Annotated in this window: 25 protein-coding genes; 7 read left to right on the top strand and 18 right to left on the bottom strand. The window is 53.5% G+C overall.

Annotated features, from left to right (window positions below):
* Window positions 1-67 precede the first annotated feature (67 nt).
* Both I6L53_RS19630 and I6L53_RS19625 read right to left on the bottom strand, forming a co-directional pair.
* Window positions 68-229 (bottom strand): hypothetical protein, encoded by a 162-nt coding sequence (locus tag I6L53_RS19630; RefSeq protein WP_042325225.1) that lies wholly within the window; start codon window positions 227-229, stop codon window positions 68-70.
* A gap of 18 nt (window positions 230-247) precedes the next feature.
* Window positions 248-949 (bottom strand): pirin family protein, encoded by a 702-nt coding sequence (locus tag I6L53_RS19625; RefSeq protein WP_042325226.1) that lies wholly within the window; start codon window positions 947-949, stop codon window positions 248-250.
* A gap of 104 nt (window positions 950-1053) precedes the next feature.
* On the opposite strand from I6L53_RS19625, the gene yhaJ reads away from it, so the two are divergent.
* Window positions 1054-1950, top strand: coding sequence for a DNA-binding transcriptional regulator YhaJ (gene yhaJ, locus I6L53_RS19620; RefSeq protein WP_042325229.1), 897 nt, complete (start codon window positions 1054-1056; stop codon window positions 1948-1950).
* Window positions 1951-2007: 57 nt separating this feature from the next.
* Here yhaJ and I6L53_RS19615 read toward each other — a convergent pair whose 3' ends face one another.
* From I6L53_RS19615 to I6L53_RS19565, 11 genes are all read right to left on the bottom strand, one after another.
* Window positions 2008-2379 carry a DUF805 domain-containing protein gene (locus I6L53_RS19615; protein WP_042325231.1) on the bottom strand — a complete coding sequence of 124 codons (372 nt, stop codon included), beginning with the start codon at window positions 2377-2379 and terminating at the stop codon, window positions 2008-2010.
* Between the two features lie 123 nt (window positions 2380-2502).
* Window positions 2503-3492: a glutathione S-transferase family protein gene (locus tag I6L53_RS19610; RefSeq protein WP_042325233.1), complete on the bottom strand. Its 990-nt coding sequence runs from the start codon at window positions 3490-3492 to the stop codon at window positions 2503-2505.
* 69 nt (window positions 3493-3561) lie between these two features.
* Window positions 3562-3954 carry a DoxX family protein gene (locus I6L53_RS19605; protein ID WP_040073926.1) on the bottom strand — a complete coding sequence of 131 codons (393 nt, stop codon included), beginning with the start codon at window positions 3952-3954 and terminating at the stop codon, window positions 3562-3564.
* Between the two features lie 298 nt (window positions 3955-4252).
* On the bottom strand, window positions 4253-4546 hold the full coding sequence (locus I6L53_RS19600; protein WP_042325236.1) for a YqjK-like family protein: 294 nt from the start codon (window positions 4544-4546) through the stop codon (window positions 4253-4255).
* Complete coding sequence (locus I6L53_RS19595; protein WP_042325334.1) at window positions 4536-4940, bottom strand: phage holin family protein; 405 nt, start codon at window positions 4938-4940, stop codon at window positions 4536-4538. Before I6L53_RS19595 ends, I6L53_RS19600 begins: the two co-directional genes overlap by 11 nt.
* Before the next feature lie 2 nt (window positions 4941-4942).
* The gene (locus I6L53_RS19590) at window positions 4943-5248 is read right to left on the bottom strand and encodes an ElaB/YgaM/YqjD family protein (protein WP_042325238.1); all 306 of its coding nucleotides are present in this window, start codon (window positions 5246-5248) and stop codon (window positions 4943-4945) included.
* Between the two features lie 33 nt (window positions 5249-5281).
* On the bottom strand, window positions 5282-5650 hold the full coding sequence (locus I6L53_RS19585) for a DUF1090 domain-containing protein (protein ID WP_042325241.1): 369 nt from the start codon (window positions 5648-5650) through the stop codon (window positions 5282-5284).
* Between the two features lie 148 nt (window positions 5651-5798).
* A complete protein-coding gene (mzrA, locus tag I6L53_RS19580; RefSeq protein ID WP_042325243.1) occupies window positions 5799-6182 on the bottom strand; it encodes an EnvZ/OmpR regulon moderator MzrA in 384 nt (127 codons plus the stop codon).
* Between the two features lie 3 nt (window positions 6183-6185).
* Window positions 6186-6848: a DedA family general envelope maintenance protein YqjA gene (gene yqjA, locus I6L53_RS19575; RefSeq protein ID WP_042325244.1), complete on the bottom strand. Its 663-nt coding sequence runs from the start codon at window positions 6846-6848 to the stop codon at window positions 6186-6188.
* Window positions 6849-7186: 338 nt separating this feature from the next.
* Window positions 7187-7963: a transcriptional regulator ExuR gene (gene exuR, locus I6L53_RS19570; protein WP_042325246.1), complete on the bottom strand. Its 777-nt coding sequence runs from the start codon at window positions 7961-7963 to the stop codon at window positions 7187-7189.
* 137 nt (window positions 7964-8100) lie between these two features.
* On the bottom strand, window positions 8101-9402 hold the full coding sequence (locus I6L53_RS19565) for an MFS transporter (protein ID WP_042325335.1): 1302 nt from the start codon (window positions 9400-9402) through the stop codon (window positions 8101-8103).
* Between the two features lie 470 nt (window positions 9403-9872).
* On the opposite strand from I6L53_RS19565, the gene uxaC reads away from it, so the two are divergent.
* From uxaC to I6L53_RS19550, 3 genes are all read left to right on the top strand, one after another.
* Complete coding sequence (uxaC, locus tag I6L53_RS19560; RefSeq protein WP_042325248.1) at window positions 9873-11285, top strand: glucuronate isomerase; 1413 nt, start codon at window positions 9873-9875, stop codon at window positions 11283-11285.
* Between the two features lie 14 nt (window positions 11286-11299).
* The gene (locus I6L53_RS19555) at window positions 11300-12787 is read left to right on the top strand and encodes a UxaA family hydrolase (protein ID WP_042325251.1); all 1488 of its coding nucleotides are present in this window, start codon (window positions 11300-11302) and stop codon (window positions 12785-12787) included.
* Window positions 12788-12944: 157 nt separating this feature from the next.
* Window positions 12945-13499 (top strand): YgjV family protein, encoded by a 555-nt coding sequence (locus I6L53_RS19550; RefSeq protein ID WP_042325253.1) that lies wholly within the window; start codon window positions 12945-12947, stop codon window positions 13497-13499.
* Window positions 13500-13515: 16 nt separating this feature from the next.
* Here I6L53_RS19550 and sstT read toward each other — a convergent pair whose 3' ends face one another.
* The 4 genes from sstT to I6L53_RS19530 all read right to left on the bottom strand — a co-directional run bounded on the left by sstT (window position 13516) and on the right by I6L53_RS19530 (window position 17820).
* Window positions 13516-14760: a serine/threonine transporter SstT gene (gene sstT, locus I6L53_RS19545; RefSeq protein ID WP_042325255.1), complete on the bottom strand. Its 1245-nt coding sequence runs from the start codon at window positions 14758-14760 to the stop codon at window positions 13516-13518.
* Window positions 14761-15012: 252 nt separating this feature from the next.
* Window positions 15013-15978 (bottom strand): TerC family protein, encoded by a 966-nt coding sequence (locus I6L53_RS19540; RefSeq protein ID WP_042325257.1) that lies wholly within the window; start codon window positions 15976-15978, stop codon window positions 15013-15015.
* Between the two features lie 270 nt (window positions 15979-16248).
* On the bottom strand, window positions 16249-17247 hold the full coding sequence (locus I6L53_RS19535) for a Gfo/Idh/MocA family protein (protein ID WP_042325259.1): 999 nt from the start codon (window positions 17245-17247) through the stop codon (window positions 16249-16251).
* 69 nt (window positions 17248-17316) lie between these two features.
* The gene (locus tag I6L53_RS19530) at window positions 17317-17820 is read right to left on the bottom strand and encodes a M48 metallopeptidase family protein (protein ID WP_042325262.1); all 504 of its coding nucleotides are present in this window, start codon (window positions 17818-17820) and stop codon (window positions 17317-17319) included.
* 86 nt (window positions 17821-17906) lie between these two features.
* On the opposite strand from I6L53_RS19530, the gene rlmG reads away from it, so the two are divergent.
* The 3 genes from rlmG to I6L53_RS19515 all read left to right on the top strand — a co-directional run bounded on the left by rlmG (window position 17907) and on the right by I6L53_RS19515 (window position 19986).
* Window positions 17907-19043 carry a 23S rRNA (guanine(1835)-N(2))-methyltransferase RlmG gene (rlmG, locus tag I6L53_RS19525; RefSeq protein WP_042325264.1) on the top strand — a complete coding sequence of 379 codons (1137 nt, stop codon included), beginning with the start codon at window positions 17907-17909 and terminating at the stop codon, window positions 19041-19043.
* 215 nt (window positions 19044-19258) lie between these two features.
* Window positions 19259-19573 carry a type II toxin-antitoxin system HigB family toxin gene (locus I6L53_RS19520; protein WP_042325266.1) on the top strand — a complete coding sequence of 105 codons (315 nt, stop codon included), beginning with the start codon at window positions 19259-19261 and terminating at the stop codon, window positions 19571-19573.
* Complete coding sequence (locus tag I6L53_RS19515; protein ID WP_042325268.1) at window positions 19570-19986, top strand: helix-turn-helix domain-containing protein; 417 nt, start codon at window positions 19570-19572, stop codon at window positions 19984-19986. The genes I6L53_RS19520 and I6L53_RS19515 overlap by 4 nt, the downstream gene beginning before the upstream one ends.
* Window positions 19987-20042: 56 nt before the next feature.
* On the opposite strand, the gene I6L53_RS19510 is transcribed toward I6L53_RS19515, so the two are convergent.
* On the bottom strand, window positions 20043-22061 hold the full coding sequence (locus tag I6L53_RS19510) for an oxidoreductase (protein ID WP_042325270.1): 2019 nt from the start codon (window positions 22059-22061) through the stop codon (window positions 20043-20045).
* Window positions 22062-22147 lie beyond the last annotated feature (86 nt).

Genomic DNA, 22147 nt, shown 5'->3' with positions numbered 1-22147 from the left:
TCGGGCCTACGGTAAAACACGTTTGTAGGCCGGATAAGGCGATTGCGCTGTCATCCGGCAACGGGCCTCAGGCGATTTCGTCCTCTTCGGCTAACCGAACTTCGGCATCGGAAACAATCGCTTCCAGCTCAGTCAACATCTCCTCGTAGCCAAAAGCACGAGGGGCGGGAGGCGTCTGTGCAACGTCGGATTTGACGGTCGGGGCCTGTTTTTTCGCTTTCTTGCTCATATGCAACTCCATTACCCATTACACCGGCAAATCTATCAGCAAAGCACGCAATGGCGTATCGGCAACGAGCGTTATGTTAGCTTCGTCACGAATAAAAGCGCCGTCGCCGCAGGTTAGCGATTCACGTGTTTCATCGTGGGTCACCGCGTGAAAGGTGCCGTGAATCGACTGCAAATAGGCACGCGGACCGTGGAGCTGAAAACTCAGCGACTCGCCTTGATTCAGCTCGATCTGGTGTACCCACGCCTGCTGGCGCAGTTGCAGGCTGCCGTTCTCGCCGTCGGGTGAAGCGATCAACTGCTGTTTAGCCTTTGTCAGTTTCGTCTTTTGCACCAGGGCATTCTCGCGCTCAGGACAGGCGTCGAGCCACAGCTGCATACGCGTAAGCGGTTTGTCTTTGCTGACATTGTGCTCGCTGTAGCTGATACCCGGCTGGGCCGCGAGCAGCAATGCTTCACCCGCCTGGGCCTGCACATGGTTGCCTTCACTGTCACGATACTCAGCAACGCCCTCAAGAATCAGGTTGAGCACGTCCACCTTTGGCCAGGTGCGCGGCTGGAAGGACGCGCCGGGCGCCAGCACTTCCTGATTGAGCACGCGCAGCGACGCGTAGCCCAGCAGTTTCGGGTCGAAGTAGTGTCCAAAGGAGAAGGTATAACGGGCCTGCAGCCATCCGTAGTCTGCTTGTCCGCATTGTTTGGCTGTTCGGGTAGTAATCATAGTTCTTGACCTCTCTTTACTTCCTTTTATGTTAAGGGGCTGGACGCTGCATTGTTAGCCAGATATTCTGCCCGGTATGTTCAAATTTCCTGAATGAGAACGATATGGCCAAAGAAAGGGCATTAACGCTTGAGGCATTACGCGTAATGGACGCGATAGATCGCCGCGGTAGTTTTGCTGCGGCAGCAGATGAACTGGGACGCGTGCCGTCTGCACTCAGCTACACCATGCAGAAGCTGGAAGAAGAGTTGGATGTGGTGCTGTTTGACCGCTCCGGGCATCGTACAAAATTTACTAACGTTGGGCGCATGCTGCTGGAAAGAGGACGCGTCTTGCTGGAGGCGGCTGATAAGCTCACCACGGACGCCGAGGCGCTGGCGCGAGGGTGGGAGACGCATCTGACGATTGTGACCGAGGCGCTGGTGCCAACCCCGGCCTTTTTCCCGCTTATCGATAAACTGGCCCTCAAAGCCAATACGCAGCTTTCGGTGATAACCGAGGTGCTGGCCGGGGCATGGGAGCGGCTGGAACAGGGCAGGGCGGATATCGTGGTTGCTCCGGACATGCACTTTCGCTCGTCGTCTGAAATTAACTCCCGCAAGCTGTATACCCTGATGAACGTCTATGTTGCTGCGCCGGATCACCCGATTCATCAGGAGCCAGAACCGCTCTCGGAAGTGACGCGTGTGAAGTATCGCGGCGTCGCGGTCGCGGATACTGCGCGTGAACGTCCGGTATTAACCGTACAACTGCTGGATAAACAAGCGCGGCTCACCGTCAGCACCATCGAAGATAAGCGTCAGGCGCTACTGGCAGGATTAGGGGTAGCGACGATGCCTTATCCGCTGGTGGAACAGGATATTGCCGAAGGGCGACTGCGCGTGGTCAGTCCGGAATCGACCAGCGAGATTGACATCATTATGGCCTGGCGGCGAGACAGTATGGGCGAAGCCAAAGCCTGGTGTCTGCGTGAAATTCCAAAACTGTTTGCCAGGAAGTAAGCGTCGATTTTCTTCCGGATTATCATATTCGGGGCAAACTGATTGCCCCGAAGCCGCTCAACGCCTTTCATTTTGTTTAGGGTCGGGTCCGAAACGGTTTTCGCCGGGCGTGCCGTCCTGACAGCTAAAGAGGATGATCACCAGCCAGCCGATGACGGGAATCAATAATAATACCAGCCACCACGCGGTTCGATTGGTATCGTGCAGTCGTCGGAACTGAACGGCCCAGTTGGGTAAAAAGACGAGGATCGCGTAAATCGTCGTCAGTACCCCTTCTCCTCCGGCACGCTGCCAGCCAAGCATCTTATCCAGAACGCCCAGTACGAACGCGAAGATGATGTTGACCAGCATAAACATCCAGAACTCTTTGCGGCGGGCCCGACCGCCGAAGCCGACGTAATTGCATAAAACGTTTATATACCAGTCCATTTTCGTCTCAACCTTATGACAATCACTTGTTTTAGAAGCAATCAAAATAAGAATAGTTGCGAATGATTAGGTGGTAAATATTTGAATGGGGAATTAATAAGGCACCCTGAAGGGTGCCTGGATTCATTCAGCGAAACGGCTGTCACGCCCGTGGGGTTCGTCGAGATCCTGCCACGGACCAATGGAAATAATGCCCGTCGGATTAATGGTCTTATGGCTGCGGAAATAGTGGTTGCGAATATGCTCAAAGTTGACCGTTTCCGCGATGCCCGGCAGCTGATAAATATCACGCAGGAAACCATACAGGTTGAGATAGTCGCTGATGCGATGCTTGTCGCATTTGAAATGTGTGACATACACCGGATCAAAGCGGACGAGCGTTGTCCATAAACGAATATCCGCCTCGGTCAGGCGGTTGCCCGTCAGATAGCGATGCTGACCGAGGATCTGCTCCAGTCGCGCCAGCGCGGTAAAGACGTTTTCTACGGCATCATCATAGGCTTGCTGACTGGTGGCAAAGCCTGCTTTATAAACGCCATTGTTAACGTTGTCATAAATCCAGCTGTTCAGTTCGTCGATCTTATTGCGTAGCTCAGGGGGATAGTAGTCCCCGGCTTTTGCACCCAGCGCATCAAACGCCGTATTGAACATGCGGATGATTTCAGCGGATTCATTGCTGACAATCGTATGGTTCTTTTTATCCCACAAGACTGGAACGGTGACGCGACCGCTGTAATGGGGATCGGCGTGCAGGTAAAGCTGATACAGAAAGTCGTGCTGATATAAGGTATCACCCGTGGCCGCCGGGAAATCATCGTCAAAGGTCCAGCCATTTTCCAGCATCAATGGATGCACAACCGAGACGGAGATAAACGGCTCCAGTCCCTTGAGCTTACGCAGAATTAACGTCCGATGCGCCCACGGACAGGCGAGTGAAACATACAGGTGATAGCGGTCTTTTTCTGCCGCAAAACCCCCCTCACCAGAAGGGCCGGGTGTGCCATCCGCAGTGAGCCAGTTACGGAATGCCGATACAGAACGTTGAAATTTTCCCCCGGTAGATTTGGTGTCATACCAGGTGTCATGCCAGACGCCGTCGATCAGTTGTCCCATGATTTCTTTCCCTCAGATAGCAAAAACGAGGAGAAAATCCCCTCGTTCTTTTCATTCATTATAGAGTGCTTACCACTTTTTGTTCAGTACGCGGTCGATGCTGAATGCGCCCGGACCGGTGATACCCAGCAGCAGGAAGCCGCCAGCAATGGTCAGGTTTTTCATGAACATCAGTGAGTTAACACCTTCAGCAAAGTTACTGTGGAAGATAAACGCGGTCAGCAGCGTGAAGCCTGCGGTAAACAGCGCGGTGGTACGGGTCAGGAAACCGAACAGAATCGCCAGACCGCCGCCAAACTCAAGCAAAATGGTCAGTGGCAGCAGGAATCCCGGAACGCCCATCGCTTCCATATACTGTTGGGTGCCTGCGTAACCAGTGATTTTTCCCCAACCTGCGGTAATAAACAGGATTGGCATCAGAATACGCGCTACCAGTACACCAACATCTTCTAATTTTTTCATTCTTCTCTCCAGGAAACCACACAGACTACTGATTTTGTTTTTTAGCGCAATTTCGCGAGGTTCCGCGTCATTGCTGTCGATGGAGAGAATCATAAGCGTGCAGAATGAGAATTGTTAGCAAGGAAAACTGTCAATATTTTTCAAAAATTTTGATTTTGTAGTGGCGCGATATTGCAGTTGCCGGATGGCGGCTACGCCTTATCCGGCCTACATATTGAGTGCGAGAGTCGGATAAGAGAAGCGCCATCAGGCGAAGTAGGAGGAGGTCGAGTGCGTAGGCCTGATAAGCGAAGCGCCATCAGGCGACAGGCGAGCGCAACGTCTTTTTGATCAGCCGCCACGCGCTCCAGAGGCCGACCCCACGCCTTGCCCAGCGCACGAGCAGGTTAGGGTGGCGAATTGTCCAGACCGCCATCACGCTGCTGCCGACCAGCGCCCATGAGCGCAAGCTGAGCAGCGTGTTCCAGCCACGATCGTAAGCGCCCGTGGCTTCCAGCCAGTCACGACGACTGGCTGAAAGATCCAGCCGTTGCTGTTGGATCTCACGAAGCAGTCGGGCCTTACGTTGTGCACGTTCGACTTTACCGCTCACGACTCTCCTCCTCGAGCAATTGCCGGTCATTTGCCAGTTCATGGCGGGTATGACGTAACAATGTGGAGCGCCGCGCTTTGCGCAGCGTCCATATCCCGCCAATAAGTGCCAGAGCCAGCAAAACGACCGTGGTAGCGATCATCGCATTGAGCCGATACTGCGGGTCAACGGCCCAGATGATTAACACCATCAGGCTCATCAAACCAAATGCAGCAAAGAGCATGGTGAGTCCCAGCATCAGCAGAAGCTGAAAAAGGTTCGCCTTTTCTTCTTCCAGCTCGACCACGGCCAGACGCAACCGGGTTTCCACCATCTCAACGAGGATAGTGACAATCCGCTGCCCGATTCCCAGAACGCTTTTCCCGGGCCCTTGTGCGTGATGAGGATCCGCCATCATTAACGACGCGACAGCAGGACGCCCAGCACAACGCCTACCGCTGCACCAATCCCGACGCCGGTCCACGGATTTTCGCGCACATAGTCGTCAGCACGCGCAGCGGCTTCACGTGTCTGCTTAGCAATGGCATCGCCCGTTTCACCGAGGCGATAGCGGCTCTCTTTCAGCGCACGCTCGGCTTTGCTGCGGATCTTACTCAACTCTTCCTTCGATTTATCACCAGAGGAGTTCAGCACCTCTTCCAGCGTATCGGCCAGGGATTTCAACTCAGCGCGCAGATGTTCCGATGTGTTTTCTTTCGACATAGTTTTCTCCAGGTGAGTAAGTGGTACTGATGCTTAGTAGTCGCGAGCCTCAAGCTCTTTCAGTTCAGCCCGGGCTTCAGCCAGCTTGCGCTCGCGTTTGGCAATTTTGTCCGCATCGCCTTTTTGCTTCGCTTCAGCGAGATCGCGCTGACGCTCGGCGATCTCTTCTTTCTGTTCAGCAATTTTTTCCTGATGATCGGCACGCAGCTTGCTGTCAGTACAGTGGGCCCTGACTTCGCTGAGCGCTTTTTTCAACCCATTGATACGGTTTTGGTTATTGTGCTTTTCGGCGTAGCTGATTTCCCGTTGAATATCCTGCTCTTTCTCCTGACAGAGGGTGTTGGCATAGCTGCCGGCACTGAGAGCGAAAAGGGAAACTGCGAAAGCGATGCGGTATTTCATTCTTGAACCTTCCATTGTGACTCGTTCCCATGAATTCAGGAACGATGATCCAGTGATAAAGCGACAGGGTTAACCCATCGACTCATTAATCATAGACATTAATCGCTGAAATCACCAAAGTGGGTGATATGATTCGGATTCCTGGAGATTACCCTACCCGATGTGAAGTATCACGTAAACGTGACAACCACTGGACGGCCTGATTGTTATCATCCTGTTGGGCAATGATGTAACCGTGCGGCAGCGTTTTGTCGAGTACCGCTTTGGCTGCGGCACTTTGGGCGCTGGAATCGAAAGTGATGAGCAGAGTGTCATTCTTCGGAGTAATGCTTTTAAAACGAATACCGTTAGCGTCGAGGTGATGCCAGATCGAGAAACCGTCCGGCATGCTTGCCCCCTGGTGGATGGCTCGGATCGCCAGCGTCGATTCCTGCTGACGAACCGCTGACCAGGCTAACAGCATGGCGCTTAGCGCCAGCAGAAAGGCGGTACTCCAGGCCAGTTGTTTAAGCGTTATGCGCGGTTTCAGCATTCCTTACCCTCGATTCCCGTATTTCTTTTTCCACAGGACGACCAGTGAACCGCCCAGGCCAAACACCAGCAGCACAACGGGTAACAGCATCAGGCAAGACATCAACTGATCTTCATACTTCAGAAATACCGGCGTTTTCCCCAACAAATAACCCAGGCTGGTCAAAATCAGCACCCACAGCAACCCGCTCATCCAGTTGAAAAATTGGAAGCGGGCATTATTCAGGCCGGATAAGCCAGCGATAGTCGGCAGCAAGGTACGAACAAACGCGATAAAACGGCCAATAAGCAGGGCGGAAAGGCCATGTTTATGGAACAAATGGTGGGCGCGTTGGTGATAGTGGGCGGGCAGGTGCGATAACCAGTTTTGTACGATGCGGGTATTGCCCAGCCATCGACCCTGAATATAACTCAACCAGCAACCGAGGCTTGCCGCCACGGTCAGTAACAGAATGGTTTGCGGAAAGCCCATTGCGCCTTTAGCAATCAGCACCCCCACTAAAACCAGCAAGCTGTCACCAGGCAAAAAGGCGGCTGGCAGCAACCCGTTCTCCAGAAACAGAATCATAAATAAAACAAAATACAGCATGCCAATCATGGAAGGATTGGCCAGTGTTTCAAAATCCTGCGCCCACAGGGCATGCAGTAATTGAGTCAAAAGTTCCATTCAGTATTCCAGGTCGAATTGGTTAACGTCACGCCGGGTTCAGAAGTTTGCTACGCCGCATCATTGTTAATGTTTTGCATGGTGTGCGGACGGCGCAAAGCCGCGGCCTGAACTATTCCCTGTTAAAAGTTATAAAGTAAGCAAGCACTAACAAACATAAATTCGAATTGCATCTAATTGTAACAAAGGTCAACGTAGTCCGTTATAGAAATTACACGTCCGTGAAGTGTGATTTTGCTGATCGCAGGAGAGGGTGGCGAGAGGATTTACACAGGCTGACACTTTATACCTTTCGCTTACTGACAGGCGCAGCGGCGCGCCTGTCGAATCAATAAATTTTATTTTGTTGCGTTAGCCGCCGTATCGAGATGAACCACCGGATTTTCGGCAAACAGGTAACGGTCAGCATTAAATTCAAAATCGTCGCTGGTTTCATTGAACAGCATGATTTTTGTATTCTCGAGATGCTGCCACATCGCCAGTTTTGCCGCATGCGGGTCTTTGCGGATCAGCGCTTTAAGGATTTGATCGTGATCGTCACACCAGTTATCCACGGTGCGCGAATCAATGTGTTCGTGCAGTTTCTTCCAGTACGGGTTGTGACTGCGCTGAGTCCACATTTTTTCCACGATAGCGGCCAGCGCGGAGTTCTGCGTGGCTAACGCCACCTGAATGTGGAATTGCAGATCCCATTCGGAATCACGGAAACATTTTTCATTGCGCGCCTGTTCCTGGATCTCCATCAGTTTCATGATGTCCTGTTTGGTGACCTGGGTGGCGGCAAATTCCGCAATATTGCTTTCGATAAGCTGGCGCGCCTGGAGCAATTCAAAAGGCCCGTAGTTGGCAAATTCCAGCGACTCGTCAGTAGCCTGCTGGTGGCGCGGCTGATTGGAAATCACATGAATGCCGGAACCTTTACGGACCTCAACAAATCCTTCGACTTCCAGCATGATGATGGCTTCACGAACCACGGTACGGCTGACATTTTTTTCATCGGCAATAAAACGCTCTGCAGGCAATTTGTCGCCCACCAGGTAAACGCCCTGTTCGATGCGCTCTTTTAGATCAGCAGCAAGTTGTTGATATAAACGTCGTGGTTCAGTGATTTCCATATGCACTCCAGGCATGATACGGCAGACTGTATTTGTTATACCACTTTCACGAGGTTGGCTCTACACGCAGAAACGAAAAAGCCGCCTGCGAGTGCCTGCAGGCGGCCTGGTTTGCTTAGGCGATATCCGTCGGCAGGCTAACTTTGCGCCGCCGGTTTATCGAACTGCGGGCCGGAGTCGACGTCACTGGCCGGTTTGTTTTGCAGCACGGTCCAGATAACCAGCGCCCCCAACAGGTCGAACACGGCCAGTACTGCAAACAGCGGGCTGAAGCCAATGGTGTCTGCCAGCGCACCAACCACCAGGGCAAACAAGGTGCTTGCCAGCCAGGCGGACATCCCGGTCAGCCCGTTCGCCGTTGCCACTTCGTTACGACCAAAGACGTCAGAAGAGAGGGTAATCAGCGCACCGGACAGCGCCTGGTGAGCAAAACCACCAATACACAGCAGCATAATGGCGATGTACGGGCTGGTGAACAGACCGATCATCCCTGGGCCAATCATCAGTACGGCACCCAGTGTGACGACCATTTTACGTGAGACAATCAGGTTGACGCCGAACCAGCGCTGGAACAGCGGAGGCAGGTAACCGCCCACGATGCAACCCAGGTCGGCAAACAGCATCGGCATCCAGGCGAACATTGCAATTTCTTTCAGGTTAAAGCCATAGACTTTGAACATGAACAGCGGGATCCAGGCGTTAAATGTCCCCCAGGCTGGCTCTGCAAGGAAGCGTGGCAGAGCGATACCCCAGAACTGGCGGTTACGCAGGATCTGTACGAGTGACATTTTCTTTTTGGTGCTGTTTTTGTGCTGTGCTTCCTGACCATTAATAATGTAGTCGCGTTCTTCGTCCGTCAGTTTTTTCTGGTCACGCGGGTGCTTATAGAAGACAAGCCAGGACATTGCCCAGACGAAGCTCAGGACGCCAGAGATGATGAAGGCCATCTGCCAACTGTGCATCACGATCGCCCAGACAACCAGCGGCGGGGCAATCATCGCACCGATAGAGGAACCGACGTTAAAGTAGCCGACCGCAATGGAGCGCTCTTTCGCCGGGAACCATTCGGAACTGGCTTTCAGACCCGCCGGGATCATCGCGGCTTCTGCCGCACCGACCGCGCCACGAGCCAGCGCCAGGCCACCCCAGCTTCCTGCCAGCGCGGTCGCGCCACAGAAAACGGCCCATAGCACGGCAAACATTGCGTAGCCTATTTTGGTACCGAGTATGTCCAGCACATAGCCGGCAACAGGTTGCATGACAGTGTAAGCAGCAGAATAGGCTGCGATGATATAGGAGTACTGTTGGGTGGAGATGTGCAACTCTTCCATCAGAGTTGGCGCAGCTGCCGCCACAGTGTTACGCGTCAGGTAACCCAGCACGGTGCCAAGCGTCACCAGTGCAATCATGTACCAACGTAACCCTTTAATTTTACGCATGTAAAACCTCATCGTTTTGTTATTTCCGCAAGGATCGCGGTCATCTTCCTGCCTGGGGCAGAGGATGCTGTTTACGACGGGGTAACCACTAAAAGCCGGTTCGCCCGAACGTTGCCATAAATAAATTTTGCTAATTCGGTTTCCGTACCGGTTAATCCGATGATGAATCATCGGTAATTTTGCATTCCGTCTGCTTATGTATCGCGACGGCAGAAAGATAACTTGTCATACAACTTTAAAAGGTGAGTGCCATCACAAAAGTGTGAATCTTAGCATGGTCATTATTTCGATTTGGCGACGCCAGGGCTGGCGCGGTCTGGAGCGATGTTTACCTCTTTGAGGGTAAATAATTTGTCAGCATTTATTGATCTATCTCACGAAAATATCTACAGCCTGTGGAAATTGGTGTGATAACTTTGTCAGCATCGCTACATAAGCAATCAGACGCACTCGTTGAGAGGAAGACGAAAATGACCCCGTTTATGACAGAAGATTTTCTACTTGATACTGAATTTGCCCGCCGTCTGTATCATGATTACGCCAAAGACCAGCCTATCTTCGATTACCATTGCCATCTGCCGCCGCAGCAAATCGCCGAAGACTACCGATTCAATAACCTGTATGACATCTGGCTGAAAGGTGACCATTACAAATGGCGTGCGATGCGCACCAACGGTGTTGCCGAGCGCCTGTGTACCGGCGACGCTTCTGACCGCGAGAAGTTTGACGCGTGGGCGGCGACCGTTCCGCATACTATCGGCAACCCGTTATACCACTGGACACACCTTGAACTGCGTCGTCCGTTTGGCGTGACGGGCAAGCTGCTTTCTCCGTCAACGGCGGACGAGATCTGGAATCAGTGCAACGAGTTGCTGGCGCAGGATAAATTTTCCGCGCGCGGCATCATGCAGCAGATGAACGTGAAAATGGTCGGCACGACTGACGATCCGATCGATACGCTGGAGCATCACGCAACGGTCGCGAAAGACAGCAGCTTCTCCGTGAAAGTTTTGCCGAGCTGGCGTCCGGATAAAGCCTTCAATATCGAGCAGGCGACCTTTAACGATTACATGGCAAAACTGGGTGAAGTGTCTGACACCGACATTCGTCGCTTTACCGATCTGCAAAGCGCGCTGACTAAACGTCTGGATCACTTCGCGGCGCATGGCTGCAAAGTGTCTGACCACGCGCTGGACGTGGTGCTGTTTGCTGAGGCCAGCGAGGCCGAACTGGATACCATTCTGGCACGCCGCCTGGCGGGTGAGACGCTGAACGAACATGAAGTGGCGCAGTTCAAAACTGCGGTACTGGTGTTCCTGGGCGCGGAATATGCGCGTCGTGGTTGGGTACAGCAGTACCACATTGGCGCGCTGCGCAATAACAACCTGCGTCAGTTCAAGCTGCTGGGGCCGGATGTGGGTTTTGACTCCATCAATGACCGTCCGATGGCTGAAGAGCTGTCAAAACTGCTCAGCAAGCAGAATGAAGAGAACCTGTTGCCGAAAACCATCCTCTACTGCCTGAACCCGCGCGATAACGAAGTGCTGGGGACGATGATCGGCAACTTCCAGGGGGAAGGAATGCCGGGCAAAATGCAGTTCGGTTCCGGCTGGTGGTTCAACGATCAGAAAGATGGCATGGAACGTCAGATGACCCAACTGGCGCAACTGGGCCTGTTGAGCCGTTTTGTCGGCATGCTCACCGACAGTCGCAGCTTCCTCTCGTACACCCGTCATGAGTACTTCCGCCGCATTCTGTGCCAGATGATTGGTCGCTGGGTGCAGGCCGGTGAAGCCCCGGCGGATATTCAACTGCTGGGTGAGATGGTGAAAAATATTTGCTTTAACAATGCGCGTGACTACTTCGCCATTGAACTGAACTAAGGTCCGGGGTTGATATGCAATACATCAAAATCCATGTACAGGATAACGTTGCGGTCGCGCTGGCTGATTTGGCGCAGGGAACGGAAGTCACAGTGGATAACCACACCGTAACGCTTCGCCAGGATGTCACTCGCGGACACAAATTTGCCTTAAGTGACATCAGGAAGGGAACGTACGTGATTAAGTATGGCCAGCCTATCGGCCATGCGCTGGCGGACATTGCGGCGGGTGAACATATTCACGCCCACAATACTCGCACCAATCTGAGCGATTTGGATGAGTATAGCTATCAACCTGATTTTCAGGATCTTCCTGCCCAACCAGCGGATCGCGACGTGCAGATTTATCGTCGCGCCAGTGGGGAAGTCGGGGTACGAAACGAACTCTGGATCCTGCCTACCGTGGGCTGCGTCAACGGGATTGCGCGCCAGATCCAGAACCGTTTCCTGAAAGAGACTAACGATGCGGAGGGCACCGACGGTGTCTTCCTGTTCAGCCACACCTACGGCTGCTCGCAACTGGGTGATGATCACATCAATACCCGTACTATGCTGCAAAACATGGTCCGTCATCCGAATGCGGGTGCCGTGCTGGTGATTGGCCTGGGATGTGAAAATAATCAGGTGGATGCCTTCCGCGAAACGCTGGGCGATTTCGATCCTGAACGTGTGCACTTTATGATTTGTCAGCATCAGGACGATGAAGTGGAGGCCGGGCTTGAGCACCTCCATCAGCTTTACGATGTGATGCGTCACGACAAGCGCGAGCCGGGGAAACTGAGCGAGCTGAAGTTTGGTCTGGAGTGTGGCGGTTCTGACGGGCTCTCCGGGATCACCGCAAACCCGATGCTTGGCCGCTTCTCTGACTATATGATTGCCAACGGCGGTACCACCGTTCTGACTGAAGTGCCGGAGATGTTCGGTGCCGAGCAACTGTTAATGAGCCACTGTCGCGACGAAGAGACGTTCGGCAAACTGGTCGCCATGGTCAATGACTTCAAGCAGTACTTTATTGCCCATAACCAGCCGATTTACGAGAACCCCTCGCCGGGTAACAAAGCCGGTGGGATCACCACGCTGGAAGATAAGTCGCTGGGCTGCACGCAGAAGGCGGGCTCCAGCCAGGTGGTTGACGTGTTGCGCTACGGCGAGCGTCTGAAAACCCACGGGCTGAATCTGCTGAGCGCGCCGGGTAATGATGCGGTTGCCACCAGTGCGCTGGCAGGCGCGGGTTGTCATATGGTGTTATTCAGCACCGGTCGCGGTACCCCATACGGCGGGTTTGTGCCGACGGTGAAAATCGCCACTAACAGCGAACTGGCCGCGAAGAAAAAGCACTGGATCGACTTTGATGCTGGTCAGTTGATCCACGGCAAAGCGATGCCACAACTGCTGGATGAGTTCGTGGATACCATCGTTGATTTTGCTAATGGCAAGCAGACCTGCAACGAACGCAATGATTTCCGCGAACTGGCTATCTTCAAAAGTGGCGTCACATTGTAATTACCCATTATCTTTCGCGTTCCCGCGGGGATGACGAAACGGGTCACCTTGCTGTGATACGGAATCTTTCGGGTAATCGCGTGAGTCTGGATTTTAAAAACGACGTTTCATATGATGAAGCGTCGTTTGTTTTTGTATTTCCTGACAAGGATCTCCCATGACCGCGTATTGGCTGGCTCAGGGCGTCGGTGTTCTCGCGTTTCTGATTGGCATTACCACGTTTTTCAACCGCGATGAGCGCCGCTTCCGACTCCAGCTTGCCGTTTATAGCGCCACGATAGGCGTACACTTCTTTCTGATGGGCGCCTGGCCCGCCGGGATGAGCGCAGAACTCAATACCGTGCGCACTCTGGTTTCCATGCGCACCCGTAAACTGTGGGTAATGGCACTGTTTATTATCCTCACGCTGGTGCTTGGGCTGTCGAAGCTACAGCACGCGATGGAAATTCTGCCTGTCATCGGCACGCTCGCCAGCACCTGGGCGCTGTTCCGCTGTAAAGGATTAACGGTACGCTGTGTGATGTGGTGTGCGACAGCCTGCTGGGTGGTGCATAACTTCTGGCTGGGATCGATCGGCGGTACGCTGATTGAAGGCAGTTTTCTGGTGATGAACGGGCTGAACATTATCCGTTTCTGGCGGATGAAACGCCGGGGAATCGATCCGTTCAAAATTGAGAAAAGCGTGCAGGAAGAGAACCCTTCCGCCAGATGACGGAAGGGGCAGGCGCTTAGTTGCGCAGAGGGTTATTCGCCAGACGTTCGTCTTCAGCCTGACAGGCCGCAGCGGTAAACAGGACGTCAGTTGACGAATTCAGCGCGGTTTCACAGGAATCCTGCAACACGCCGATGATAAAGCCAACGGCAACCACCTGCATGGCGATATCGTTAGGGATACCAAACATATTACAGGCCAGCGGGATCAGCAGCAGCGAGCCGCCCGCCACACCCGATGCGCCACAGGCACACAGAGAAGCGACGACGCTCAGCAGCAGCGCGGTGGGCAGATCCACCGGGATCCCCAACGTATTCACCGCAGCCAGCGTTAACACCGTAATGGTGATCGCCGCGCCTGCCATATTGATGGTGGCACCCAGCGGGATAGAAACGGAATAGGTATCGCGATCCAGATTCAGCTTTTCACACAGCGCCATATTCACCGGAATATTCGCCGCAGAACTGCGGGTGAAGAAGGCGTAGACGCCGCTTTCACGCAGGCAGGCAAAGACCAGCGGATATGGGTTGCGACGAATTTTCCAGAACACCAGCAGCGGGTTGATAACCAGCGCGACCAGCGCCATACAGCCGACCAGCACGACCAGCAGTTGCGCGTAGCCCCACAGCGTCGCGAACCCGGTGGTCGCCAGCGTGGAAGAGACCAGACCAAAAATACCGATCGGGGCAAATCGAATCACCAGTTTCACCATAAAGGTGACGGCGTTCGACATGTCATTGATCAGATTTTTGGTGGTGTCGTTGCCGTGACGCAGAGCAAAACCAAGGCCGACCGCCCATACCAGGATGCCGATATAGTTGGCATTCAGCAGTGCATCAATGGGGTTGGAAACCATGCTCATCAGCAGACCGCGCAGGACTTCCACGATGCCTGACGGCGGCACGATATCATTTGCGCTGGTGGTCAGATGCAGCGTTGAAGGGAAAGCGAAACTGAAGACCACCGCGGCGAGCGCGGCAGAAAATGTCCCCAACAGATAGAGAAACAGAATCGGGCGAATGCTGGTTTTTTGCCCGTGTTGATGGTTAGCGATCGACGCCATCACCAGCATCAGAACCAGCACAGGGGCAACGGCTTTTAACGCGCCGACGAACAGTGTGCCGAGCAAACCCACGGCAATAGCCGCCGGTTTTGAAATCGATGCCAGTATGATCCCCAGTACGAGACCCACCAAAATTTGTTTTACCAGGCTTCCCTGGGCCAAACGCTGCATCAGCCCCGGAGAACGTTGCGTAGTCATTTCTTCATCCTTTCATTGTGTTATTGCGCATCCTTTGGACGTTCTGTGGACGTCTCTTTCCGGATGTAACAAAGTGTTTGCCTGGTTGAGTATAAGGAAAGATAACGCTTCGGGAAGTGAAATATGCTGGATTTTATGCTGTGGTCATGTTTTGCAACTTAACATTAACAATGATGTGACATGTTCTACAAAAAGCAGACGCCGGATTATCTATTGGCCGGGGACGCGCTAGCGCCGCCCGGCTCGACAGAATTACGCCTGCTGTTTCTTATCATGCTGATAGTTGACCCAGGCATTGATCAGTAGCGTCACGACCAGGATGCCAAACACCACGCCCAGCGAAATCGCAATCGGGATATGGTAGAAGTCGACGATCAGCATCTTAATGCCGATAAATACCAGGATCACCGCCAGACCGTATTTCAGCATTGAGAACCGCTCTGCAACCCCTGACAGCAGGAAGTACATCGCACGCAGACCCAGGATCGCGAACAAGTTTGAGGTCAGTACGATGAACGGGTCGGTGGTGACGGCAAAAATAGCCGGGATACTGTCGACCGCGAAAATAACGTCGCTCAGTTCCACCAGAATCAGCACCAGCATCAACGGCGTGACATACAACAGTCCATTTTTACGCACAAAGAAATGTTCGTTTTCGATGGTATCGGTCATGCGCAGATGTCCACGCAACCAGCGCACCAGCGGTCTGTCGCCGATTCCGGAATCGTCTTCTTTCGCCAGCGCCATTTTCACCCCGGTAAACAGGAGGAACGCGCCAAACAGGTACAGGATCCAGTCGAACTGGGTGATAAGCCAGGTGCCAGCAAAAATCATGACCGTACGCAGGATGATTGCACCCAACACGCCGTACACCAGTACCCGACGCTGCAGGGCTGGCGGCACAGAGAAGTAGCTGAACAGCATCAGCCAGACAAAGACGTTATCGACGGCGAGGGATTTTTCGATCAGATAACCGGTGAGGAACGCCAGCGCCTGCGGGTCGGCGACGGCGCGGCCTTCGGTTTGTACCAGGTACCACCAGAACGCAGCGTTAAACAACAACGAGAGCGTGACCCAGACCAGAGACCAGGCCGCCGCTTGCTTCATGGTCATCGTATGTACGCCACGACGCCCCTGCAAAAAGAGGTCGATAGCCAGCATAATCACCACAACAACAGCGAATCCGCCCCATAACAACGGTGTGCCGACAGTATTCATAAATATTCCTTACGCATAAAAAAAGGCCAACGTCGGAAGACGTCAGCCGCTGCTTTTTTATGCATAGACCTCGCCTTCCGGCAAGGTCTCACTTACAACAAAAAAAGAATGCGTTAACGCATTCCTTTTTCGTTGCCCGGTGACCGGATGTGGTTTCTCACACATCGTAATGACGATCGACCGACAATGAAGTTACTCCCCTTTGCAGGTAACAAAATATGACAGGCCACGCCTTCCGTCAATGGCCTGTAACATCTGTTTTACAATGTTTTACGCAGTGGCTGCACGGCTGACATCGTCTGCCGGGAAAATGACGCCGGTCTGGCGACGAATCTCGGTCAGCAGTTTTGCCGTAATGCGACTGTTGGACAATCCGGGGTGATTCACTTCATTGGCGTCCACCAGTTCTGCAAACGCCTGTGCCTCATACAGCATAGTATTAATGTGCTGTGGTTGGGTGAGGTCCTGGGTTTTCCCGCCGCGTGGAACGAAGCAGACCTTCTGGCATTCGGAGATTTTTTCGATCACCAGCGATCCGGATTCGCCCTGGATTTCGCTGTCGATAACGGAGTCGCTCACTTTAGAATGCTGGAGGGTGACGCTGAAATCACCGTAGTCCATCACCACCACGCCGTGGGCATCGACGCCGCTCTCCAACAGACTGGCAGAGGCCCGTACGCTGTGCGGTTCTCCCCACAGCGCCACGGCAGAAGCCAGGCAGTAGAAACCGATGTCCATGATCGAGCCGTTGGAGAAAGCCGGATTAAACGTGTTTGGGTTTTCGCCATCAAGATAGCGCTGATAGCGCGACGAGTACTGGCAGTAATTGAGGAATGCTTTGCGCACCTTACCGACTTTCGGCAGCGACTGCTGTAGCAGCAGGAAGTTAGGCAGACTGGCCGTTTTAAAGGCTTCATAGAGCACCACCTGATTCTCTCGCGCGCAGGCGATGGCGGCTTCCACTTCGGCCAGATTCGACGCCAGCGGTTTCTCGCAGATCACGTGCTTTTTATGGCTCAGAAACAGTTGGGTCTGGGGAAAGTGCAACGCGTTCGGGCTGGCAATGTACACCGCATCAATCGCATCGCTTTGCGCCATTGCGTCCAGCGAGGTAAACAAATGCTCGACGAGGTAATCATTGGCGAAGGTTTGCGCTTGTTCGAGGCTGCGGGAATAGACTGCGGTTAACTTATATTTGCCGGTCTCATGGGCGGCATCCACAAACTGACGGGTGATCCAGTTTGTGCCAATCACTGCGAAACGTATCATAAATGCCTTCAGGCTCCATAAAGGGATTCTTTCGTCAATTTAGCACGCCTTTATGACAAAGCCAGTGCGCTACTGCGCAGTTTCCTTTAACGACAACTGCGTCAACCAGAGGCGCGTATCAAATTCCAGTTGGTGATAGTGCGGTTCCATGTGGCAGCAAAGTTGATAAAACGCTTTGTTGTGCTCTTTTTCCTTCAGATGTGCCAGTTCGTGTACAACGATCATCCGTAAAAAGGGTTCCGGCGCGTTGCGAAACACGGTGGCAACGCGGATCTCGGCTTTCGCTTTTAGCTTGCCGCCCTGCACGCGAGAAACCGCCGTGTGCAGGCCGAGTGCATTTTTCAGTACGTGGATCTTATTGTCGTACATCACTTTGTTGATAGGCGGGGCATTACGCAGAAACTGGCTTTTCAGATCCTGGGTGTATTGCCACAGCGCTTTATCCGTCGCGAAATCATGCGTTCCTGGATAGCGTTTTTCCAGTACCGCACCCAGCCGCTGCTCGGCAATCAGCGTGCGTACCTGTGAAAGCAGGTTCTCCGGGTAGCCCTGGAGGTAGTTCAGTTCATTCATCTCTGTCCACGCCAATCAACAAAATTAAGGTATACTCACGCACCCTTTTACGGGATACACCGAAATTTTACCATTCAGGAGGGCCGATGAGCCACACAGACAACGGTTTCCGTTCACTGACACTAAAACGTTTCCCGGAAACGGACGACGTTAACCCGCTGCTGGCGTGGGAAGCGGCAGATGACTATCTGCTGCAACAGTTGGACGATACGGAAATTCGCGGCCCGGTGCTGATCCTGAATGATACCTTCGGTGCGCTGAGCTGCGCGCTGGCGGAGCAGTCGCCGTACAGCATTGGCGATTCTTATTTAAGCGAGCTGGCAACGCGGGAAAACCTGCGCCATAACGATATCGCGGAGTCCAGCGTCAAGTTTCTCGACAGCACTGCGGAGTATCCGCAGGCGCCGGGCGTGGTGCTCATCAAAGTGCCAAAAACGCTGGCTCTGCTTGAGCAACAGCTGCGCGCGCTGCGAAAAGTGGTGACCCCACAAACTCGTATTATTGCTGGCGCGAAAGCGCGTGATATCCATAACTCCACGCTGGAATTGTTTGAGAAAGTGCTCGGTCCAACGACCACCACGCTGGCGTGGAAAAAGGCGCGTCTCATCAATTGCACTTTCAGTGAACCGGCTCTGGCCGAAGCACCGGAGACACTAAGCTGGAAACTGGAAGGTACCGACTGGACCATCCACAACCATGCCAACGTCTTCTCCCGCACCGGGCTGGATATTGGCGCGCGCTTTTTTATGCAGCACCTGCCTGAGAATCTGGAAGGGGAAATTGTCGATCTCGGCTGTGGCAACGGGGTGATTGGCCTGACGCTGTTGGAAAAAAATCCGCAGGCTAATGTAGTCTTTGTGGATGAATCTCCGATGGCGGTCGCTTCCAGTCGCCTGAATGTAGAAACTAACCTGCCTGAGGCTATCGATCGCTGCGAATTTATGATTAACAACGCCCTGTCCGGGGTTGAGCCTTTCCGCTTTAATGCCGTACTGTGCAACCCGCCGTTCCATCAGAAGCATGCGCTGACGGATAACATTGCCTGGGAAATGTTCCACCACGCCCGTCGCTGCCTGAAGATCAACGGTGAACTGTATATTGTCGCCAACCGTCATCTCGACTACTTCCACAAGCTGAAGAAGATCTTCGGCAACTGCGCTACCGTCGCCACCAACAATAAGTTTGTGGTGCTCAAAGCGGTGAAAGTCGGCCGCCGTCGCTAAAAGAATATCCCCCATGCCCGGTACCCACAGCGTGGCCGGGCTTTTTTCTGGAACGGTGCCCGCAAACGCAACATTCCTCCTTCCTCTGAATACTGTGTTAAAAGGCTTTCAACTATTTCTGGTGTAACGTCAGGCAGATTCGTTTAATACTGCGAGTTGCCATTGTGGCAACCCGTGTTATGATACCGCCAATTTGTCAATGGATGTGATGAAGAATGCACCTGATAACACTGAAAGCATTGCGAGATGCTGCTGAAAAATATCCGCAGCATACACCGGAGTTGATCGCGCTGGGGAATGTCCTCTCTAAGGGTTGCTTTAGAACCCCTGCGGCTTTGAAAGCGGTTTTTCCTTCTCTGGATAATTTTAAATATCTTGATAAACACTATGTGATCAACATTGGCCGAAATGCGTTACGTGTGGTGGTCTTACTCTTTTTCACCTCGCAAAAATGCTATATACGACATGTGTTTACACATAAAGAATATGACGCTTTCACCGCAATGCATCGTACCAAGGGGAAAAAATGATGGTGATTTCAGAAATCCTGAAAGCAGGTGAAAAGCTGACGGCTGTTGCGCCTTTTTTAGCGGGGATCCATAACGAAGAACAGTACGCAGATGCGATGCTTTTTATCGATCATCTGTTGCTTAACGATCCTGATAACCCATTGCTGGATCTCGTTTGCGCCAAAATCACTGCCTGGGAAAAATCAGCGCCGGAATTTGCGGAGTTTAATGCGTTACTGGAAACAATGCCTGCCGGAGTATCGATCATCCGTGTTTTGATGGATCAACACGGATTGAACATGACAGACCTTCCGGAGATAGGCAGCAAGTCGATGGTATCGCGCGTGTTAAATGGGCAGAGAAAGCTAACACTGGAACATGCGAAGAAATTAGCCGCGCGGTTTGGTATATCACCCGCGCTGTTTATTGATTGAAGCCTCTGCTTCTTACGATTTGCCGCCCGGCACGCACAGCGTGGCCGGGCAACGCGTTAAATCGCCAGCGCCAGACGGGTGCCCTGGGCAATGGCCCGGCGAGCATCCAGTTCCATCGCCACATCACAGCCGCCAATAACGTGCACGGTTTTTCCCGCCGCATGCAGCGGTTCGGCCAGCTCACGACGTGGCTCTTGACCCGCACAAATAATGACGTTATCGACCTCCAGCGTTCGCGCTTCGCCCCCGATCAAGACGTGCAGGCCGATATCGTCGATCTTCTGATAGCTGACTGCCGGGATCATCTTCACACCGCGTGAAAGCAATGTGGTGCGATGGATCCAGCCGGTGGTTTTTCCCAGTCCCTCGCCGGGTTTGCTGGCCTTACGCTGGAGCATCACTATCTGGCGTGGGCTGCGAGCCAGATGCGGGCCTTCCGGACGTAACCCACCCGCCTGTTGCAGGCTGGTATCGATACCCCATTCCACACAAAAATCGGCAATGCTCTGGCTGGTGGGTTCGCCGGGCTGACTCAGGTACATCGCGGTATCAAAGCCGATCCCGCCGCAGCCAACGATCGCCACGCGGTTTCCCACCGGGGTTTTGTCGCGCAGGACATCGAGATAGGTTAAAACCTTCGGATGATCGATGCCGTCGATCGGCGGCGTGCGCGGCTCGATCCCGCTGGCGAGGATCACCTCATCGAATGCCAGCAGATCGTCTGCTGCGACATAATGATTGAGTTTCAGGGTGACGCCAGTGACATCGATCATCCGACGGTAATAGCGGAGCGTTTCATAAAACTCCTCTTTACCGGGGATCTGTTTGGCAATATTAAACTGCCCGCCGATCTCGCCCTGCGCATCAAAGAGGGTGATATGATGACCGCGTGCCGCCGCATTGATGGCAAAGGCAAGGCCCGCCGGACCCGCGCCGACGACAGCCAGATTTTTTATTGTGGAAGCCGGAACAACAGGCATTTTGGTTTCATGACAGGCGCGAGGATTGACCAGGCATGAGGTCACTTTGCCGACGAAGATTTGATCCAGGCACGCCTGATTACAGCCGATGCAGGTGTTAATTTCATCGGCACGCCCTGACTGTGCTTTCGATAATAGCTCGGCATCCGCGAGGAACGGACGCGCCATTGACACCATATCAGCATCGCCGCGCGCCAGAATCTCATCGGCCACCTGCGGATCGTTAATGCGATTGGTGGTGACCAGCGGCAGCGAAACGTGGCCTTTCAGTTTACGCGTGACCCAACTAAAGGCACCGCGCGGCACCGGCGTGGCAATGGTGGGAATGCGCGCTTCGTGCCAGCCAATTCCGGTGTTGATGAGAGTTGCGCCTGCGGCTTCAATGGCCTGCGCCAGTTGCACGGTTTCTGCAAAGGTGCCGCCGTTTTCCACCAGATCGAGCATCGACAGGCGGTAGATAATAATAAAGTCGTTCCCCACCCGCTGGCGGACTGCGCGTACTACCTCGACCGCAAAGCGCATGCGGTTGGCGTAATCGCCCCCCCAGTCGTCGTCGCGCTGATTGGTGCGCAGGGCAAGAAACTCGTTAATCAAATAGCCTTCTGAACCCATGATTTCGACGCCGTCGTAGCCAGCTTCCCGCGCCAGTTGGGCGCAGCGGGCGAAGTCCTCAATCAGTTGCAGAATTTCTTCGTGATTCAGGGCGTGCGGGGTAAACCGGTTGATGGGTGCCTGAATCGCTGAAGGGGCTACCAGTTGTGGCTGATAGCTGTAACGCCCGGTGTGCAGGATCTGTAGCGCTATTTTCCCGCCTTCGTTGTGAACAGCATCGGTAATGACGCGATGATGTGCCACCTGGCGGGCATCATTGAGCGTGGCACCACCTTCCATCCCCACACCCGACTGGGCGGGTGCAATACCGCCAGTGACAATCAGCGCAACGCCATGCCGGGCGCGCTCAGCATAGAAGGCGGCCAGGCGTTCAGCGCCGTCAGGATACTCTTCCAGCCCGGTGTGCATTGAACCCATCAGCACGCGGTTTTTAAGCTGGGTAAAGCCGAGATCAAGCGGGGCGAACAGCGACGGATAGCTCATAAGATTGTCCAGTATGTAAAATTATTGTTATGTGGTCGGATGAGTTACTAATTTAGCTGTCGGCAGGTAAAAGGGAAAAGGGGAAT

The organism is Citrobacter farmeri (assembly GCF_019048065.1).
Taxonomy (GTDB): domain Bacteria; phylum Pseudomonadota; class Gammaproteobacteria; order Enterobacterales; family Enterobacteriaceae; genus Citrobacter_A; species Citrobacter_A farmeri.
Note: the sequence above shows the minus strand (reverse complement) of the source record. Positions and strands in the feature narration are given on the sequence as shown.

Bases quoted from the DNA above. Each gene is read 5' to 3' on its own strand.
- I6L53_RS19630 (WP_042325225.1), bottom strand. From the start codon at position 229: ATGAGCAAGAAAGCGAAAAAACAGGCCCCGACCGTCAAATCCGACGTT.
- I6L53_RS19625 (WP_042325226.1), bottom strand. From the start codon at position 949: ATGATTACTACCCGAACAGCCAAACAATGCGGACAAGCAGACTACGGA.
- yhaJ (WP_042325229.1), top strand. From the start codon at position 1,054: ATGGCCAAAGAAAGGGCATTAACGCTTGAGGCATTACGCGTAATGGAC.
- I6L53_RS19615 (WP_042325231.1), bottom strand. From the start codon at position 2,379: ATGGACTGGTATATAAACGTTTTATGCAATTACGTCGGCTTCGGCGGT.
- I6L53_RS19610 (WP_042325233.1), bottom strand. From the start codon at position 3,492: ATGGGACAACTGATCGACGGCGTCTGGCATGACACCTGGTATGACACC.
- I6L53_RS19605 (WP_040073926.1), bottom strand. From the start codon at position 3,954: ATGAAAAAATTAGAAGATGTTGGTGTACTGGTAGCGCGTATTCTGATG.
- I6L53_RS19595 (WP_042325334.1), bottom strand. From the start codon at position 4,940: ATGGCGGATCCTCATCACGCACAAGGGCCCGGGAAAAGCGTTCTGGGA.
- I6L53_RS19590 (WP_042325238.1), bottom strand. From the start codon at position 5,248: ATGTCGAAAGAAAACACATCGGAACATCTGCGCGCTGAGTTGAAATCC.
- I6L53_RS19585 (WP_042325241.1), bottom strand. From the start codon at position 5,650: ATGAAATACCGCATCGCTTTCGCAGTTTCCCTTTTCGCTCTCAGTGCC.
- mzrA (WP_042325243.1), bottom strand. From the start codon at position 6,182: ATGCTGAAACCGCGCATAACGCTTAAACAACTGGCCTGGAGTACCGCC.
- yqjA (WP_042325244.1), bottom strand. From the start codon at position 6,848: ATGGAACTTTTGACTCAATTACTGCATGCCCTGTGGGCGCAGGATTTT.
- exuR (WP_042325246.1), bottom strand. From the start codon at position 7,963: ATGGAAATCACTGAACCACGACGTTTATATCAACAACTTGCTGCTGAT.
- I6L53_RS19565 (WP_042325335.1), bottom strand. From the start codon at position 9,402: ATGCGTAAAATTAAAGGGTTACGTTGGTACATGATTGCACTGGTGACG.
- uxaC (WP_042325248.1), top strand. From the start codon at position 9,873: ATGACCCCGTTTATGACAGAAGATTTTCTACTTGATACTGAATTTGCC.
- I6L53_RS19555 (WP_042325251.1), top strand. From the start codon at position 11,300: ATGCAATACATCAAAATCCATGTACAGGATAACGTTGCGGTCGCGCTG.
- I6L53_RS19550 (WP_042325253.1), top strand. From the start codon at position 12,945: ATGACCGCGTATTGGCTGGCTCAGGGCGTCGGTGTTCTCGCGTTTCTG.
- sstT (WP_042325255.1), bottom strand. From the start codon at position 14,760: ATGACTACGCAACGTTCTCCGGGGCTGATGCAGCGTTTGGCCCAGGGA.
- I6L53_RS19540 (WP_042325257.1), bottom strand. From the start codon at position 15,978: ATGAATACTGTCGGCACACCGTTGTTATGGGGCGGATTCGCTGTTGTT.
- I6L53_RS19535 (WP_042325259.1), bottom strand. From the start codon at position 17,247: ATGATACGTTTCGCAGTGATTGGCACAAACTGGATCACCCGTCAGTTT.
- I6L53_RS19530 (WP_042325262.1), bottom strand. From the start codon at position 17,820: ATGAATGAACTGAACTACCTCCAGGGCTACCCGGAGAACCTGCTTTCA.
- rlmG (WP_042325264.1), top strand. From the start codon at position 17,907: ATGAGCCACACAGACAACGGTTTCCGTTCACTGACACTAAAACGTTTC.
- I6L53_RS19520 (WP_042325266.1), top strand. From the start codon at position 19,259: ATGCACCTGATAACACTGAAAGCATTGCGAGATGCTGCTGAAAAATAT.
- I6L53_RS19515 (WP_042325268.1), top strand. From the start codon at position 19,570: ATGATGGTGATTTCAGAAATCCTGAAAGCAGGTGAAAAGCTGACGGCT.
- I6L53_RS19510 (WP_042325270.1), bottom strand. From the start codon at position 22,061: ATGAGCTATCCGTCGCTGTTCGCCCCGCTTGATCTCGGCTTTACCCAG.